We start from the raw sequence: 15,139 nt of genomic DNA, 5'->3' as shown, positions 1-15,139 counted from the left end.
CTGTCGATTGCCGCCGCGGGCGAACAATTTCCGTGGTCGCAGCGAGCTATAACCAATGTGATTTACGGTTGGAATCGGATCGGATCCCAGACGCGATTCTATGCGGCGACGCTCGCTTTGATTCCCAACGCTTTTATGCGCTACCGGCGCGAACTGCTGCGATTGATTGCGGAAATGGGATTGGGTGCCGGCGCGCTCGCGGTAATCGGCGGAGCCGTCGGGGTCTTCGCGATGATAATGCTAGCGACGGGTTCCCTTGTCGGGGTGCAGGGATACAACCAATTCGCGTCGATCGGTGTGGAAGCCCTGACCGGGTTGGCCGGCGGATTGGTCAACATCCGTTTCATAGTCCCGGCAACCGTCGCGGTGGCCCTCTCGGCAACCATCGGCGCCGGCGCCACTGCCCAGCTGGGAGCGATGCGCATCAATGAGGAGATCGACGCGCTCGAGGCGATCGGTATCCGCAGCATCGGCTACCTCGCGTCTACCCGGGTCATAGCCGGGGTGTTCGTGGCGCTTCCGCTGTTCTGCGTGTCTACCCTGATGGCTTTTTTCGCGGCTCGTGTCTCGACCACTGTCTTCTACGACCAGGAGCCCGGCGTGTACGACCACTACTTCAACACGTTCCTCGATCCCGCCGATGTGATCTGGTCATTTTTCAACTCGTTGGCCCTCACGGTGATCATCATGCTGTTCCACACCTGCTACGGATTCAACGCCACCGGCGGACCGGCCGGGGTTGGCGAGGCCGTGGGCCGGGCGGTGCGCAGCGCGATGGTGATCGTGGGCTTCGCGCTCGTTCTCCTCACCCTCGCCGTCTATGGCCAGTCCGGCAACATCCACTTCACCGGCTAGCGCGATGAACGACGGGCGAGGAAAACACCGTGTCCACTCCGCGTGGTGGACGCTGATCCTTTTTGCCTTGATCGGCATGTTCTTGTTCGCGACCACGGCGGCCTTCACGGGCGTAGTCAGCTCCTATGTGCCGGTGACGCTGACGTCGGATCGAATGGGGCTGGTGCTGGATCCTGGGGCCAAGGTGGAGCTGCGCGGCGTCCAGGTGGGACGGGTCGGCCAGATCGGCGGCGGCACCAACGGGGCCAGCTTGAAGCTGGAGATCGACCCAGATCAGATCCGCTACATCCCGGCTAACGTCCAGGCAGAGATCAAGGCCACCACCGCATTCGGCGCCAAGTTCGTCGACCTTGTGTATCCGCAGCATCCCAGTGCTGCTCGGTTGGCCGCTGGCGCGGTTCTGCATTCGAAGAATGTCAGCACAGAGGTCAACACGGTCTTCGAGAACGTCGTCGATCTGCTCAACATGGTCGACCCGGGCAAGCTCAACGCGGTGCTGACCGCCATGGCCGAGGGTGTGCGCGGGCAAGGCGAGCGAATCGGCAAGGCCACAACCGATCTCAACGAGGTGTTGCAGGCCCTTAACGCGCGCCGAGACATCATCCGCCAGGACTGGCGTTCCTTGACGAACTTCAGCGACACCTATGACGCGGCCGCGCGGGACATCCTGACGGTCCTCAATGCCGGCAGCACCACCAGCGCCACCGTCGTGAACCATGCGAAAGCCCTGGATTCCTTGCTGCTCAACGTAATCGGCTTCTCTAAAGCGGGGACCACCCTGCTGGGTACCAGCAGGGACAACTTCGTCGGATCAGTCAACGCACTCGAGCCGACGACCGACCTGTTGCTCAAGTACAACCCTGAGTACACCTGCTTTTTGCAGGGTGCCAAGTGGTACCTCGACCACGGGGGCTATTCGGCGTGGGGCGGCGCTGACGGCAGGTCGATCCAACTCGACTTCGGACTAGCGCTGGGCGATGACCCCTATATGTATCCGGACAACCTGCCCATCGTCGCGGCCAAAGGTGGACCCGGCGGCAGGCCGGGATGCGGATCGCTGCCGGACGTGACGAAGAACTTTCCGGTGCGCCAGCTCGTCACCAATACCGGTTGGGGAACCGGGGTCGATATTCGGCCCAACCCCGGCATCGGGCATCCCTGCTGGGCGGACTACTTGCCGGTGACCCGCGCGGTGCCGAAGCCGCCCAGCATCCGCCCGTGTCTTCCCGGGCCGGCCCCCGGTCCGATCTTTTACCCAGGGGCACCGCCGTACGGCGCGGCGTTGTACGGCCCTGGCGGGGTGCCGCTGTGGCCTGGTGTGCCGCCGGCACCCCAACCCCCTCCGCTGTCGGCAGGCCCCGGTGGGCCGCCGGCCCAACCCGGCTTGCCGTGATCGCACTGACCGCCAACGATCTGCCAACCCAGGAGAACAACGCGTGCGGAACAACCTGAGAGGCGCCGCCTGGCGCGTGGGGATCTTCCTGACGGTCTGTCTGCTGGTCACGTTCGCGCTGCTGACGATCTACGGACAGTTCCGGTTCGGTGAGGGGAAGGTTTACAACGCCGAGTTCGCCAATGTTTCCGGCCTGAAGAAGGGCAACATGGTGCGGATCGCCGGGGTGGAGATCGGGAAAATCCAGGGAATCTGGGTCAATTCGGACGCGACGGTGCGCGTCGAGTTTTCCGCCGACGACACTGTCGTTCTGACCGAGGGGACCCGAGCGGTGATCCGCTACGACAATCCGTTCGGCGGCCGCTACTTAGCCCTCACCGAAGGCGCCGGAGGAGTCAAGACGCTTCAGCCCGGTCAGACGATTCCGCTGTCCCATACCGAGCCTGCACTGGATTTGGATGCGCTGATTGGCGGGTTCCGGCCGCTATTTCGCGCACTGAATCCGGAACAAGTAAACGCGCTGAGCGGACAGCTGATACAGGCGTTTCAGGGACAGGGCCCGACGATCAGCTCATTCCTGGACCAAGCGGCGGCGGTAACCAACACGTTGGCTGACCGCGATCTGCTGATCGGACAGGTCATCGACAACCTCAACGTGGTGCTGGGGTCGTTGGGCGGCCAGAGCGACCAGCTCGACAAGGCGGTGACGTCGTTGTCGGAGCTCATTCACAGGTTCGCCGAACGCAAAACCGACGTCTCAAATGCGGTGGCCTACACCAACGCTGCTGCCGGTTCGATCGCCGACCTGCTGTCACAGGCTCGAGAGCCGTTCAAAAAAGTGGTCGACCAGACCGACCGCGCTGCGGGCATCGCGGTCGCCGACCGCGACTATCTCGACAACTTGCTCAACACGCTGCCGGACAAGTACCGGGCGATGAGCCGCCAGGGGATCTACGGCGATTACTTCAGCTTCTACTTGTGCGAAATCGTCCTCAAGGTCAACGGCAAAGGGGGCCAGCCGGTGTATGTGAAGGTGGCCGGTCAGAGCACGGGGCGGTGCACGCCGAAATGAAATCGTTCTCTGAACGCAACCCCTTGCTCATCGGCATCGTCGGCTCCGCAGCAGTCGTCGCGATCACCATGGCCGCACTGCAGTACCAGAACCTGCCCTTCATCAACCAGAACACAAGCTACTCAGCGTATTTCGCCGATGCCGGCGGGCTGCTGGACGGCGCCGTCGTCGAGGTCTCCGGTTATCCGGTGGGAAAGGTGTCGGGCATCGAACTCGACGGAGAGGGGGTGCTGGTCACGTTCAAGGTGGATAAGCACATCCGTGTCGGCGACCGCACCGCTGCTGCGATCAAAACGAGAAGCCTTCTGGGCACCAAGGTGCTCGACGTGACGCCCCGCGGTGACGGACGGCTCACCGGCGCCATCCCGATCGACCGGACAGTGTCTCCTTACCAGCTGCCCGAAGCCCTCGGTGACTTGGCCACCACGATCAGCGGGTTGAACACCAGCCAGCTGTCCGACTCGCTGGCCACCCTCGCCCAAACCTTCTCCACTACGCCGCCAGACCTGCGGAACGCGGTGCAAGGACTGGCACGGTTCGCGCAAACGCTTAACGAGCACGACGCCCAACTACGTCACCTGCTCGACAACGCGTCCAAGGCGACAGGAGTGCTTGCCAAGCGCAGCGACCAAGTGGTGAGCCTCGTGAAGGACACCAACGCCCTGATGGCGCAGCTGCGGACGCAAAGCGCGGCGCTGGACCAGATCTGGACCAATGTCTCCGCCGTATCGCGGCAACTGAAGGGATTCATCGCGGAGAATCGACAACAGCTGCAGCCGGCCCTAGACAAGCTAAACGGGGTTCTGGCGATCATCGACAACCGTAAGGAGCGGCTGCAGCAGGCCATTCCCGGTCTCAACCGCTACATCTTGCAGCTTGGTGAAACTATCTCCGGGGGGCCATTTTTCAAGGTATATATCGCGAACCTGCTGCCGGGCCAGTTCGTCCAACCGTTCGTCGACGCCGCATTTTCCGATTTGGGACTGGATCCGGCCACGTTGCTGCCGTCGCAGCTGACGGATCCGCAAACTGGTCAGCCTGCGACCCCGCCGCTACCGCTGCCGTACCCGCGGACTGGCCAGGGCGGTGAACCGCGGCTGAATCTGCCCGACGCGATCACCGGCAACCGCGACCCCAACTTGCCACCACAATCTCCGGGCCGTTACCCATACCGGCCTGAGCCGCCGGCACCGCCGCCCGGCGGGCCGCCGCCCGGACCGCCCGCCGTGGCACCACCCGGGTTGCGGTCCACACCCGAGCCGACGCCGTCGCCGGTGTACGTGCCGGCACCGGGCGAGGCGGGGCGCCCCGCGCCGCCGGGAGGTCAACCGTGAGAACCCGGCTGCGGACGCACCCGCGCATCGCCGTCGCGGTCGGGCTCGTGCTCGTGCTCGTCGCGGGCCTGTTCGTCGCGCTGCGCGCCACCGATCAGACCGCCCGAACAACGGTTGTCGCCTACTTTGAGAACAGTACCGGCGTCTTTCCCGGTGACGATGTGCTCATCCGGGGCGTGCGCGTGGGCAGAATCGAAAAGATCGAACCGCAGCCCCAGCGGGCCAAGATCACCTTCTGGTTCAATCGCAAATACAAAGTTCCCGCCAATGCTATGGCGGCGATCCTGTCACCGCAGTTGGTGACGGGTCGGGCTATCCAGCTGACGCCGCCCTACACCGGCGGACCGGCGATGCAGAACGGCGCGGTCATCGCACAGGCCCACACGGTGGTGCCGGTCGAGTGGGACGACCTGCGGGGGCAGCTTGAGCGGCTGACTGAATTGCTACGGCCCACCCAGCCGGGCGGCGTGAGCACGCTCGGTGCGCTTATCAACACCGCCGCCAACAATTTGCGCGGGCAGGGCGTCAGTATCCGCGACACCATCATCAAGCTGTCGCAGGCGGTGTCCGCGCTCGGCGATCACAGCAAGGACATATTCGGCACGTTCAGGAACCTGTCAATCCTGGTGTCAGCGCTGCACGACAGCACCGATCTGCTCGAGCAGCTCAACCACAACCTGGCCGCGGTTTCGGGGCTGCTCGCCGACGGCCCCGACAAGGTCGGACAGGCGGTCGAAGACCTCAACGCGGTCGTTGCGGATGTGCGAGGGTTCGCGGCCGAGAACCGCGAAGCGATCGGTACCACGTCAGACAAATTGGCATCGATCACCAAGGCGCTGGTCGACAGCCTCGACGACATCAAACAGACGCTGCACATCACGCCCCACGCCGCTTCCGATTTCGTCAACATCTTCAAGCCGGCCAATGGTGGCCTCAGTGGAGTGTTGGCCGTCAACAACTTCGCCAATCCGATCGCCTTCCTCTGCGGCGCGGTGCAGGCCGCTTCCCGCTTGGGCGGTGAGCAAGCCGCGAAGCTCTGCGTCCAATACCTGGCGCCGATCGTCAAGAACCGCCAATACAACTTCCCCCCGCTGGGGATGAACCTCTTCGTCGGAGCGCAGGCCAGGCCTAACGAAGTCACCTACAGCGAGGACTGGATGCGGCCCGACTACGTGCCCCCGGTTCCCGAATCGCCGCCGGCCGCCGCAACTCCTCCGGCCGAACCACCGCCGCCCGCAACGCCCGGAGCACCGGCCGCGGCGGCGGTGTCCACCAACCCCGCTGCCGGCCTACCCGGCATGATGATCCCCCCCGGAGGTGGCTCATGAGGCTCAGCAGGCGGGGCCTGGTGGGACCAAGCCTGATGACGATCATTGTTGTTGCCGGGATAACGGGTTGCAGCTGGCGTGGATTGAACTCGCTACCGCTGCCCGGAACGCAGGGGCGCGGACCGGCTTCGTTCGTGATTCAGGCGCAGCTGCCCGATGTCGACAACCTTCAAACGAACTCGCGGGTGCGTGTCCACGACGTGACGGTCGGCACTGTGACGAAGATCGAGCGCCAGGGCTGGCATGCGTTGCTGACGATGCGCCTCAACGGCGACGTCCACCTGCCCGCCAATTCGACCGCCAAACTCGGCCAAACCAGCCTGCTAGGTTCGCTACACATCGAGCTGGCGCCCCCCGCCGACGGCCCCCCGCAGGGCGAGCTTCATGACGGCTCTCTTATCCCCTTGTCACGCACGGGTGCGTATCCGCGCACCGAGCAGACACTGGCGGCGCTCTCACTGGTACTCAATGGCGGCGGGCTGGGCCAAATACAGGACATCACCGAGGCGTTCAGCACGGCGTTCCGGGGCCGTGAGCAAGACCTGCGAAGCCTGATGAAGCAGCTGGACACGTTCACCGGCAACCTCAACGACCAGACCCGTGACATCATCTCCGCCACCGACAGCCTGAACAACCTCGTCGGAAAGTTCGCCGCGCAGCAGCCGGTCCTGGACCGGGCCATCAAGACCATCCCCGACGCGCTCGCGGTGCTCAACGACGAGCGGGAGAACCTCGCCGATGCGTCCAGTGAATTGAGCAAATTCAGCGCCCTGACCGTCGATACGGTCCGCCGTACCAAAGAGAACCTGGTCAAAGAACTGCGGGCAATGGGCCCGGTGTTGGAGTCGTTCGCCAATGCCGGCCCCAGCATGACGCGATCGCTCAGCCTCCTGACCACCTTTCCTTACGCAAACGACACGCTCGAGAAAGTTCAACGCGGTGACTACGCCAACCTGACGATGATCGTCGACCTCACCCTCAGTCGCATCGACAGTGGTCTATTCACCGGCACCCGGTGGCAGTGCAATCTGACCGAGCTGGAGCTCCAGTGGGGCCGCACCATCGGCCAGTTCCCCAGCCCATGCACGGGTGGTGGCCCATTCAACCGAGGCAATCCACTGACGATTCCGTATCGCTGGAACCAGGGGCCCTAGATGCGCTACCGACGAATCAAGTTCCAGCTGGCGATCCTCACCGCGGTCACGCTTGTCACGGCGGCATACACCTTTCTGCATGTCATCAAGTTGCCGGCTATGTTGTTCGGCGTCGGCCGCTACACCGTGAGACTGGAGCTGCCGCGCACTGGCGGGCTCTACAGCAGGGCCAATGTGACCTACCGCGGCAGCGAAGTAGGCCGGGTGCAATCTGTCCAGCTGACCAGCACGGGCGTCGAAGCCGTCCTATCGCTGAAATCCGGCATCCACATTCCCTCCGATCTCAAAGCCGAGGTGCATAGCGAAACCGCGCTCGGCGAGCAGTACGTCGAGTTGCTGCCGCGTACCGGCACGTCGCCGGCGCTCAAAGACGGCGACGTAATCGCACTGGCCAACGCGTCCGTGCCGCCCGACATCAACGGTCTGCTCACCGCGGTCAACACTGCTCTGCGGGCGGTGCCGCGCGACAACCTGAAGACCGTCATCGACGAGTCGTATACCGCCGTGGGCGGCCTCGGCCCGGAACTGTCCCGCCTCGTCAAAGGCTCATCCGACCTGGCAATCGAGGCGCGCAACAACCTCGACCCGCTGCTCGCGCTGATAGACCAATCGCAGCCGGTCCTTGACTCGCAGACCCACACATCTGACGCAATCCAGCAGTGGGCCTCGCACATGGCCACGGTGACAACGGAATTGCAGACCCACGACGAGGCATTCACCGGCATGGTGGAGAACAGCGGCTCAGCGGTCGCGGAGGCCCAGCGACTGGTCGAGCGATTGCAGCCGACCCTGCCGGTTTTGCTGGCCAACCTGGTCACCGTCGGTCAGGTCGGGCTCACCTACCGAAACGACATCGAACAAATCCTGGTGCTGTTCCCCCAACTGGTCGCGAATCACCAAGCGGCCATTGTGGCCAACGCGAACACCAAGCAGGACTACGCGGGCTTTTTCGCCAATCTCAATCTCAACCTCAATCTGCCGGCCCCGTGTACCACGGGGTATCTGCCGTCGCAGCAGAGGCGCAATCCCACGTTCGAAGACGCTCCGGACCTCCCGGCCGGCCTGCTGTATTGCAGGGTCCCCAAGGACTCACAGCTCGACGTGCGCGGGGCGCGCAACGTCCCATGCGAAACCGCGCCCGGCAAGAGCGCACCCACGGTGAAGCTGTGTGAAAGCGCCGAGCAGTATGTGCCGCTCAACGACGGTTACAACTGGAAGGGCGACCCCAACGCCACTGTGTCGGGCCAAGACATCCCGCAACTGCCGCCCGGGTCTGCTCCGGAGGCTGCCGGGCCTGCCGGCCCGCCGCTGCCGATACCCGCGGCCGAGTACAACGCCGCCACCGGCACCTATATCGGGCCAGACGGGCATCAGTACACCCAATCAGACCTGGCCCAAACCGCACCGAAGGACAAGACATGGCAAACGATGCTGCTCCCGCCGCCGGGCAACTAACAGCGATAGCGCGGGCCGACCGACCGCGACGGGAGGACGATGTGCACGTAGTGACCGATGTCGATCTCCTCCTGGATCCCTTGGACGCTGACGGCGACATCGAGGACGTTGCGGCTGAGTCCGACGCGGGCGGCGACGATCGTGTGCCGGACGTGCGGCCCAGAGAGGCCACGTCGCCGCTGCGGCCGGCGATGCGGTTCGGGGTGGCCGTCGTCGTTGCGTTGGCGGTGCTGGTGGGATGGTTCGGATTTCGTGTGCATCAGTCGCACCAGGCACTGGGGCAGCGAAATCAATTCCTCCAAGTGGCGAGACAGGGCGCGCTGAACTTGTCGACAATCGACTGGCGGCATGCCGATGCCGATGTGCACCGCATTCTGGACGGCGCGACGGGGGAGTTCTACGACGACTTCGCCAAGCGGTCACAGCCGTTCATCGAGGTGCTCAAGCAAGCCAAGGCGACCACAGTCGGGACGATTACGGAGGCCGGCCTGGAGTCGGAGACAGGCGACGCAGCCCAGGCGCTGGTCGCCGTATCCGTGCAGACGTCGAATGCCGGTGTATCCGAACAGGTTCCGCGAGCCTGGCGGATGCGTATCTCCGTGCAGAAGGTCGGCGATCAGGTCAAAGTATCCCACGTCGGGTTCGTGCCATGAGGTGGCCGAAGTTGCGCCGCGGCGGCTATCTGGGTGACACCCACTCAGCGGAGGAATCACCTGCCGAGCGGGTGCAGACAGTGACCGCTGACGAGGAGACGACCGTGGCCGAAGCGTCCGCGGAGGCCGAGGAGGCAAACTACGATCGGCGTCCGACCGCTGCGAAGGGTCGCGTCCGTTGGTCGCGGACGATCGCCTACGGTGTGCTGCCGGGGCTGGCACTGATACTGGCCTCGGTCGCGGGCTTTCTGAAGTGGCAGGACGCCTCGGCCCGCGAGGCTGCGGCGGCCCGGACGGAATCCGTGCGGGTTGCCACCGAGAGCACGATCGCCCTGCTGTCCTACCGGCCCGACACCGTGCAGAAGGACCTGGAGGCCGCGCGCGGCCGACTGACCGGTACGTTCCTGAACGCTTACACCCAGCTGACCCACGACGTGGTGATCCCAGGAGCACAGCAAAAGCAGATCTCTGCTGTGGCAACCGTTCCGGCTGCTGCGTCGAAATCTGCGACCGCCAACCACGCGGTGGTCCTGCTGTCTGTGAACCAGACCATCATTGTGGGCCAAGATGCGCCGACCAGTACCGCATCCGATGTTCGGGTCACCCTCGACAAGGTCGGTGGTCGATGGCTGATCTCTCAATTCGACCCGGTCTGAGCCCATTACGATGCGCAACCGAGTAATGGATCGCATGCTTCGCACGCTGCCAGCGCGTTTGGACTTCGCGTGGGCGGGGTTATTCGTTCTCGCGTCAACGGCGGTCACTCCGCGCTCGCGCGCGGGCGTTGCTGCCTATCTGGTCAATGCGACGTGCGGCCATAACTTCACCGACGCCACCCACGAACTGTGGGCCCGCACAGATCTGCCAATTGCGAGCCTCAGCAGCCACTACCAGCCACCGCTCGCTGGCGGCTGATAAGGAGGAGATCGACATGCCGTATCGGCCGTTCGCCCTGCCCGCCTTGGTAGGCGTCGCTGGCGTCCTACTGGGCACGCCCGCCGCATATGCCGATGGTGACAACAACACACTTGTCCCGAACAACAAGCGGCTCAACGACGGTGTGGTAGCCAATGTCTTCACCATGCAGCATCAGGCCGGCTGCACCAACGACGTTAGAACCAACCCGCAACTGCAACTGGCCGCCCAACGGCACACCCACGATGTGCTCAGCAACCGAAACCTCGACGGCGACACCGGATCTGACGGATCCACACCACAAGACCGCGCCAACGCCGCCGGCTATAAGGGAAAAGTGGCGGAAACTGTGGCGATCAACCCCGCTCTCGCGATCAGTGGTATCGAGTTGATCAACCGCTGGTATGACGACCCCGCCGATTTTGCGATCATGTCAGATTGCGCTAACACGCAAATCGGGGTGTGGTCGGAAAACAGTCACGATCGCACGGTGGTGGTAGCCGTCTACGGGCAGCCGCAGCGACTGGCAGACACAACCGGAGGTGGAGCGGAAACATCGCCTCTGAGTTCCCCGGGCGACAGGTCGCAGAATCTTCCGATTGATCCCAGCCCGGACTATGACGCCAGCGACGAATTCGAGTTCGGCACAAATTGGTTCGCCTGGATCCTGCGGGGTGTGTATCCGCCGCCCGCCTATCCGCCACAGTAGGTTAGAGTGCGATCTCTTAGGCACGAAACGTTTTATCTCGTCGACGCATTAGGCGCTCGCACGGGCGTTGCCATCACAAAATCTGTCAACGGCGTTACTTCCTGTAACCCCGCCCAAGGAACTCAGCCATGAAGCGCCGGAAGTCAGTGGTCCTCTTGATCGCGTTCTCCGCAGCCGTCGCCGGGGCCGTGCAGATGTCAGCCCCCCGCGCGCATGCCGCGCCGGCACCCGACATCGAGTATCTCTACAACGTGACGGTGCGGCGGCACTACAACTTTCCCAACAACGATGCGATCGGTTACGGCCATGGGATCTGCGACAAAGTCAGTCGGGGTGGAGCGTACGCCCAAGTGATGAGTGACGTGAAAAGTGACGTGACCCCTAACGACGAATTCGCAGCCAACTACTTGGTTTCGTATGCAGTCAATCTGTTGTGCCCTGCTCAGATTTGGCAGCTTCGGAACTCGGCGGCGCACTACCAACCACCGAGCGGAGAAGCTCCGCCTAGTACCTACTACTGAAGCCAAGAGGAGGGCAAGGTCCGCTCTTCAGGGGCGAGCCCACCACGGCAACGGCGAGAGGATGGCTTAGCAGGCAATGAATGCGCTCGCGCTGAACGACGGCGGGATTCGGTGCAAAGCCGTGCAGCCCAGGCTATTTCGGGAGAGGCCAGGTGTCGTATGTGGGTACAGCCCTCACGGCGACCAAGGACCTACGTTGTCGATTTCGACTCAGCGGGGGCGCTTGCGCCAGCACCGAGTGCGGCTGCATGAAGGAGGCCCAAGATGGCACGTCACCGTCTGATACCCCACACTAAGCAACCCGCCCCGGCGAGCAGATCGTATATGCACCTGGTCGTTTGGCTGCTGCACCACCTCGGCCTCGCGGTGGCGTGCCAGCGGGCAATTCGCGCGGCACGGACGCCGACCGTGAGCGTCGCGGTGGTCACTCCCGTGGTACTCGCTGGCGCCGTGGCCGCCGCCGCTCCGCAAATTCACACGCCCACGGCCGCTTTGCGTGCTAACGCGACAATTTCTCCGGTGGCGTCTGCTGCCGCCGCAGGGAGCTCCCCGCCGGGCCCGGCAGTGATCACGGTCCCGCATGCACCGACCAGCTTTCGTATCGCGCCGGCTGCTGTCTCGGCTCCGCCGCCGAGCGTGTCGGTCGGCGCGCTGGGCATCCCGATGATCGCGCTGTCGGCCTACCGCAGCGCCGAACAGAAGATGGCGGTGGAGGCGCCGGGTTGCGGCGTCAGCTGGAACCTGCTCGCGGGGATCGGGCGCATCGAGTCCGGCCACGCGGGCGGCGGAGCGGTCGATGCGCGCGGCACCGCGGTCGTCCCGATCTACGGCCCGGCGCTGGACGGCACGCTGCCCGGCAACGAGGTCATCCTGCAGAGCAGCGTCGGCAACCGGGTCACCTACGCCCGCGCGATGGGCCCGATGCAGTTCCTGCCCGGCACCTGGGCGCGCTACGCCTCGGACGGCAAGGGCGACGGCACGGCCGATCCGCAGAACCTGTTCGACGCCACGCTGGCGGCCGCCCGGTACCTGTGCGCCGGCGGGCTCAACCTGCGCGACCCGGCGCAGGTGATGGCCGCGATCCTGCGCTACAACAACTCGATGCCGTACGCCCAGAACGTGCTGGGCTGGGCGGCGGCGTATGCGACCGGCGTCGTCCCGGTCGACCTGCCGCCGATCACCGGGCCGCCGCCCCCGCTGGGCGACGCCCACGACGAGCACCCGGAGGGGCTGGGTCCCGGTCTGCCGATGAACATCAACGGCCTGTCGGTCGACGATCCGATGGCGCGGATGCCGCTGATCGACTTCGGCCCGCCGCAGCCGCTCGGGCAGCCGCCGATGTTCCCGTGGATGCCGGCCAACACCCCGGTGCCCGGGCAGACGCGACAGCCCGGCTGCACGCTGATCTGCATCGGCCCGCAAAGCCACGCAAGTCTCCCGGAAGTCATTGCACCGCAATGAAACCCAACCATATAGTCATGTGGCAGAGTGTCAAAAGGACGCGTCCGTCACAGAAGCGAGCGCAGGTCGTCGGCGAGCCGGCCTTCGCCGAGCTGTAGATCGGTGGAATATCACGTTCTGCTGATACGATTTCGAATTGTGTTCGAGTTTAATGGACGGCCATGAGCCATGCCGCGCGGCTCACCGCCGAACGGGCCGAGTCGTCACAGTCTCGGGTGCAGCGCCGCGGAGTCGAACGCAGGCGCGCCATCCTGACCGCGGCCAAGGCGATTCTGAGCGAGCAAGGCTACGCGGCGGCGACGCTCAAGGCGGTCGGTGACCGCGCGGGGATCCCGATCGCGTCGATGTACCACTATTTCTCGGATCGCCACGACGTCGAGATGGAGCTGATTCGAGCACACCTCGATGAACTGGACAAGCGTGTCTCAGAGGTGCTGAGAGCCAGGGAGATTCGAACCTTGGGCGACGCGACGAACGCCATCATCGATCCGTTGATGGAATACTTTCGGACGCATCCCGACTGTGCCGAGCTGTGGTTCGCCGGACGGAACGAGGCCGTGACCGAACTGGTTCAAGCATTCGACGACGAGAAGTCGCAGTCGGTGTGGAGGATGCTGCTGGATCGGCGCCTCGTCCGCGACGACACGCCTCTGCACGTGATCCGGTTGGCTTTCGAAGCCGGAAACCGCCTCTTTGACATCGCATTCCGGCGATCGCCGGGCGGTGACGACGCGACGATGGCCGAGGCGCGCCGAATGATCACGGCGTATCTGGCGACCTACGCTCCGACCGGGTAGAGAGCGTCGGTCACCTCCTTGGCGGCCCGTTCGCCGGCACGTACCGCGCCGTCCATGTAGCCCTCATAGGCATCGGTCGACGTCTCGGAACCCGCCCAATGGACGCGCCCGATGGGCACGCTGACGGCATCGGTGCACTGGGTCAGCAGGCCCGGAGCGCGTGCACTCACGCAGCCCTCGATCCACGGTTCGTGCACCCAGTCCTTCTCGAGGAATAGTTGGGGCCGAGATGCCTTGGTTCCGAACAGCGTCGCGAAGTCGGCGAGAACGGCCTCGCGCCGCTGCTCGGGATTGTCGAGGACGAAGTCGTTCCACGCTAGTTCCGTACCGGAGCCGGCGGTCCCGATGAATGTCAGCAGGATGCCGACGCTGCCGTCGGGCGGCGAATTGTCGACGACGAACGACGTTGTCGGCAGATCGGCGATGGCCTGGCCGTTGAGGCCCTGGTCCCGCCAAAACGGCCCGTCGTAGACGGCGCAGGCTTTGATCGCGGTGCCGTTGTGCCACTTGCGTTGCAGGGTTGCCCGGCGGACGGGAAGGTCAGGGCGGAAGCGGATGCGCTCTGCGTCGGCGGGCGCCATGGCGACGATCACCCGTCGGCAATGTACCTGGGCCCGAGCCGATTTCACGACGACACCGTCGTGCGATTGCGCGACCTCGGATACCGGCGTGTCGAGCATCACCCGCTGGCCGAGATCACGGGCCATCCGCAACGAGACGAGTTGGGAGCCGCCGGTAACGCGTGATTCCTGGGATCCGCCGGTGGTGCCCATCATGTGCTCGACGCCGCCGCACGTCCTGATGGCATGGAGAACGCGAAGCAGTGAGCTGTTGTGCGGGTCCTCGCCGAGGATGGTGGTGAACGCGAGGGTCAGCAGCCAACGCGCTTCGTCCGTCAATGCGTTCCTGTCGAGCCAATGGCCGAAGGTGGTGCCGTCCCAGGTGACCGCCTTGGCCGCAGCCCATGGCGTCGCGTCCGGCACGCTCGCCGCCATCCGTTCCAACCGCGCCTGCAGCTGGACGTAATCGAGTTTCGATCGAAGCCGCAGCGGGGGATTGTTGCCTCGGTAGGTTCGTCGCCGTCCCCGGAACTGGTAAATACTGCGCCCGGTGACGTAGGTGTCGAACGTCGACAGCCCCAATTCGTCGATGAGAGCGGAGATCCGCTCCTGACCGGGCCCGATCCCTTGACCGCCGCCTTCGGTAATCACCCCGTCAGCGACGTCGAGGTTGACGGTGCGCCCTCCGACGCGTTCGCCGGCCTCCAGCACCAGCACGTTGACCCCCGCCTCGTGTAGGCGCCTGGCTGCGGTCAGACCGGAGATCCCCGCCCCGACGACGACGACGTCCGCGTTGAGTTGAGGCGCCTCTTCGGTCGCCTGAATTCGGTTGTGCGCGTTGCCCATGTGGTCAGACCCGGCGCATCTCACCGGCTGCGCCGATGAAAACCACTCGTTGTGTCGGCACGGCCCACCTTCCTCAACCCGAACCC

The 15,139-nt window shown here is 64.5% G+C and carries 14 protein-coding genes and 1 pseudogene; 14 read left to right on the top strand and 1 reads right to left on the bottom strand.

Features of this window, described 5'->3' with window-relative positions; all coding sequences use genetic code 11:
• The 14 genes and pseudogenes from AC5Y6X_RS15935 (at position 1) to AC5Y6X_RS15870 (ending at position 13,647) form a co-directional block, all read left to right on the top strand.
• On the top strand, positions 1-855 hold the full coding sequence (locus tag AC5Y6X_RS15935; RefSeq protein WP_324675955.1) for an MlaE family ABC transporter permease: 855 nt from the start codon (positions 1-3) through the stop codon (positions 853-855).
• Positions 856-859: 4 nt separating this feature from the next.
• Positions 860-2,248 carry an MCE family protein gene (locus tag AC5Y6X_RS15930; RefSeq protein ID WP_499987442.1) on the top strand — a complete coding sequence of 463 codons (1,389 nt, stop codon included), beginning with the start codon at positions 860-862 and terminating at the stop codon, positions 2,246-2,248.
• Positions 2,249-2,291: 43 nt separating this feature from the next.
• The gene (locus AC5Y6X_RS15925; RefSeq protein ID WP_499987440.1) at positions 2,292-3,320 is read left to right on the top strand and encodes a virulence factor Mce family protein; all 1,029 of its coding nucleotides are present in this window, start codon (positions 2,292-2,294) and stop codon (positions 3,318-3,320) included.
• Complete coding sequence (locus tag AC5Y6X_RS15920; RefSeq protein ID WP_499987732.1) at positions 3,317-4,654, top strand: MCE family protein; 1,338 nt, start codon at positions 3,317-3,319, stop codon at positions 4,652-4,654. The genes AC5Y6X_RS15925 and AC5Y6X_RS15920 overlap by 4 nt, the downstream gene beginning before the upstream one ends.
• Positions 4,651-5,982 carry a virulence factor Mce family protein gene (locus AC5Y6X_RS15915; protein WP_499987438.1) on the top strand — a complete coding sequence of 444 codons (1,332 nt, stop codon included), beginning with the start codon at positions 4,651-4,653 and terminating at the stop codon, positions 5,980-5,982. Before AC5Y6X_RS15920 ends, AC5Y6X_RS15915 begins: the two co-directional genes overlap by 4 nt.
• Positions 5,983-6,017: 35 nt before the next feature.
• Positions 6,018-7,136, top strand: coding sequence for a virulence factor Mce family protein (locus AC5Y6X_RS15910; protein WP_499987436.1), 1,119 nt, complete (start codon positions 6,018-6,020; stop codon positions 7,134-7,136).
• On the top strand, positions 7,137-8,591 hold the full coding sequence (locus AC5Y6X_RS15905; protein WP_499987434.1) for an MCE family protein: 1,455 nt from the start codon (positions 7,137-7,139) through the stop codon (positions 8,589-8,591).
• 50 nt (positions 8,592-8,641) lie between these two features.
• On the top strand, positions 8,642-9,244 hold the full coding sequence (locus AC5Y6X_RS15900) for an Rv1363c family protein (RefSeq protein ID WP_499987432.1): 603 nt from the start codon (positions 8,642-8,644) through the stop codon (positions 9,242-9,244).
• A gap of 191 nt (positions 9,245-9,435) precedes the next feature.
• A complete protein-coding gene (locus tag AC5Y6X_RS15895; RefSeq protein ID WP_499987731.1) occupies positions 9,436-9,900 on the top strand; it encodes an Rv1363c family protein in 465 nt (154 codons plus the stop codon).
• Between the two features lie 25 nt (positions 9,901-9,925).
• Positions 9,926-10,159 carry a hypothetical protein gene (locus tag AC5Y6X_RS15890; protein WP_499987430.1) on the top strand — a complete coding sequence of 78 codons (234 nt, stop codon included), beginning with the start codon at positions 9,926-9,928 and terminating at the stop codon, positions 10,157-10,159.
• 16 nt (positions 10,160-10,175) lie between these two features.
• Positions 10,176-10,868: a CAP domain-containing protein gene (locus AC5Y6X_RS15885; RefSeq protein ID WP_499987428.1), complete on the top strand. Its 693-nt coding sequence runs from the start codon at positions 10,176-10,178 to the stop codon at positions 10,866-10,868.
• Between the two features lie 194 nt (positions 10,869-11,062).
• Entirely contained in the window at positions 11,063-11,389 is a 327-nt protein-coding gene (locus AC5Y6X_RS15880) for a DUF732 domain-containing protein (RefSeq protein ID WP_499987730.1), read from the top strand.
• A gap of 324 nt (positions 11,390-11,713) precedes the next feature.
• Positions 11,714-12,844: pseudogene (locus AC5Y6X_RS15875) on the top strand (lytic transglycosylase domain-containing protein); the annotation flags it as partial.
• Positions 12,845-13,011: 167 nt separating this feature from the next.
• Positions 13,012-13,647, top strand: coding sequence for a TetR/AcrR family transcriptional regulator (locus tag AC5Y6X_RS15870; RefSeq protein ID WP_499987426.1), 636 nt, complete (start codon positions 13,012-13,014; stop codon positions 13,645-13,647).
• On the opposite strand, the gene AC5Y6X_RS15865 is transcribed toward AC5Y6X_RS15870, so the two are convergent.
• On the bottom strand, positions 13,629-15,053 hold the full coding sequence (locus tag AC5Y6X_RS15865; protein WP_499987424.1) for a flavin monoamine oxidase family protein: 1,425 nt from the start codon (positions 15,051-15,053) through the stop codon (positions 13,629-13,631). The genes AC5Y6X_RS15870 and AC5Y6X_RS15865 overlap by 19 nt on opposite strands.
• Positions 15,054-15,139 lie beyond the last annotated feature (86 nt).

This window comes from Mycobacterium sp. NGS26 (assembly GCF_059813025.1).
This window is presented reverse-complemented; position numbering and strand designations above follow the sequence as displayed.

Excerpts from the sequence above, each read along its gene's own strand:
- AC5Y6X_RS15930 (WP_499987442.1), top strand. The coding sequence starts at position 860 with ATGAACGACGGGCGAGGAAAACACCGTGTCCACTCCGCGTGGTGGACG.
- AC5Y6X_RS15920 (WP_499987732.1), top strand. The coding sequence starts at position 3,317 with ATGAAATCGTTCTCTGAACGCAACCCCTTGCTCATCGGCATCGTCGGC.
- AC5Y6X_RS15910 (WP_499987436.1), top strand. The coding sequence starts at position 6,018 with ATGACGATCATTGTTGTTGCCGGGATAACGGGTTGCAGCTGGCGTGGA.
- AC5Y6X_RS15905 (WP_499987434.1), top strand. The coding sequence starts at position 7,137 with ATGCGCTACCGACGAATCAAGTTCCAGCTGGCGATCCTCACCGCGGTC.
- AC5Y6X_RS15890 (WP_499987430.1), top strand. The coding sequence starts at position 9,926 with ATGGATCGCATGCTTCGCACGCTGCCAGCGCGTTTGGACTTCGCGTGG.
- AC5Y6X_RS15885 (WP_499987428.1), top strand. The coding sequence starts at position 10,176 with ATGCCGTATCGGCCGTTCGCCCTGCCCGCCTTGGTAGGCGTCGCTGGC.
- AC5Y6X_RS15880 (WP_499987730.1), top strand. The coding sequence starts at position 11,063 with ATGTCAGCCCCCCGCGCGCATGCCGCGCCGGCACCCGACATCGAGTAT.
- AC5Y6X_RS15870 (WP_499987426.1), top strand. The coding sequence starts at position 13,012 with ATGAGCCATGCCGCGCGGCTCACCGCCGAACGGGCCGAGTCGTCACAG.
- AC5Y6X_RS15865 (WP_499987424.1), bottom strand. The coding sequence starts at position 15,053 with ATGGGCAACGCGCACAACCGAATTCAGGCGACCGAAGAGGCGCCTCAA.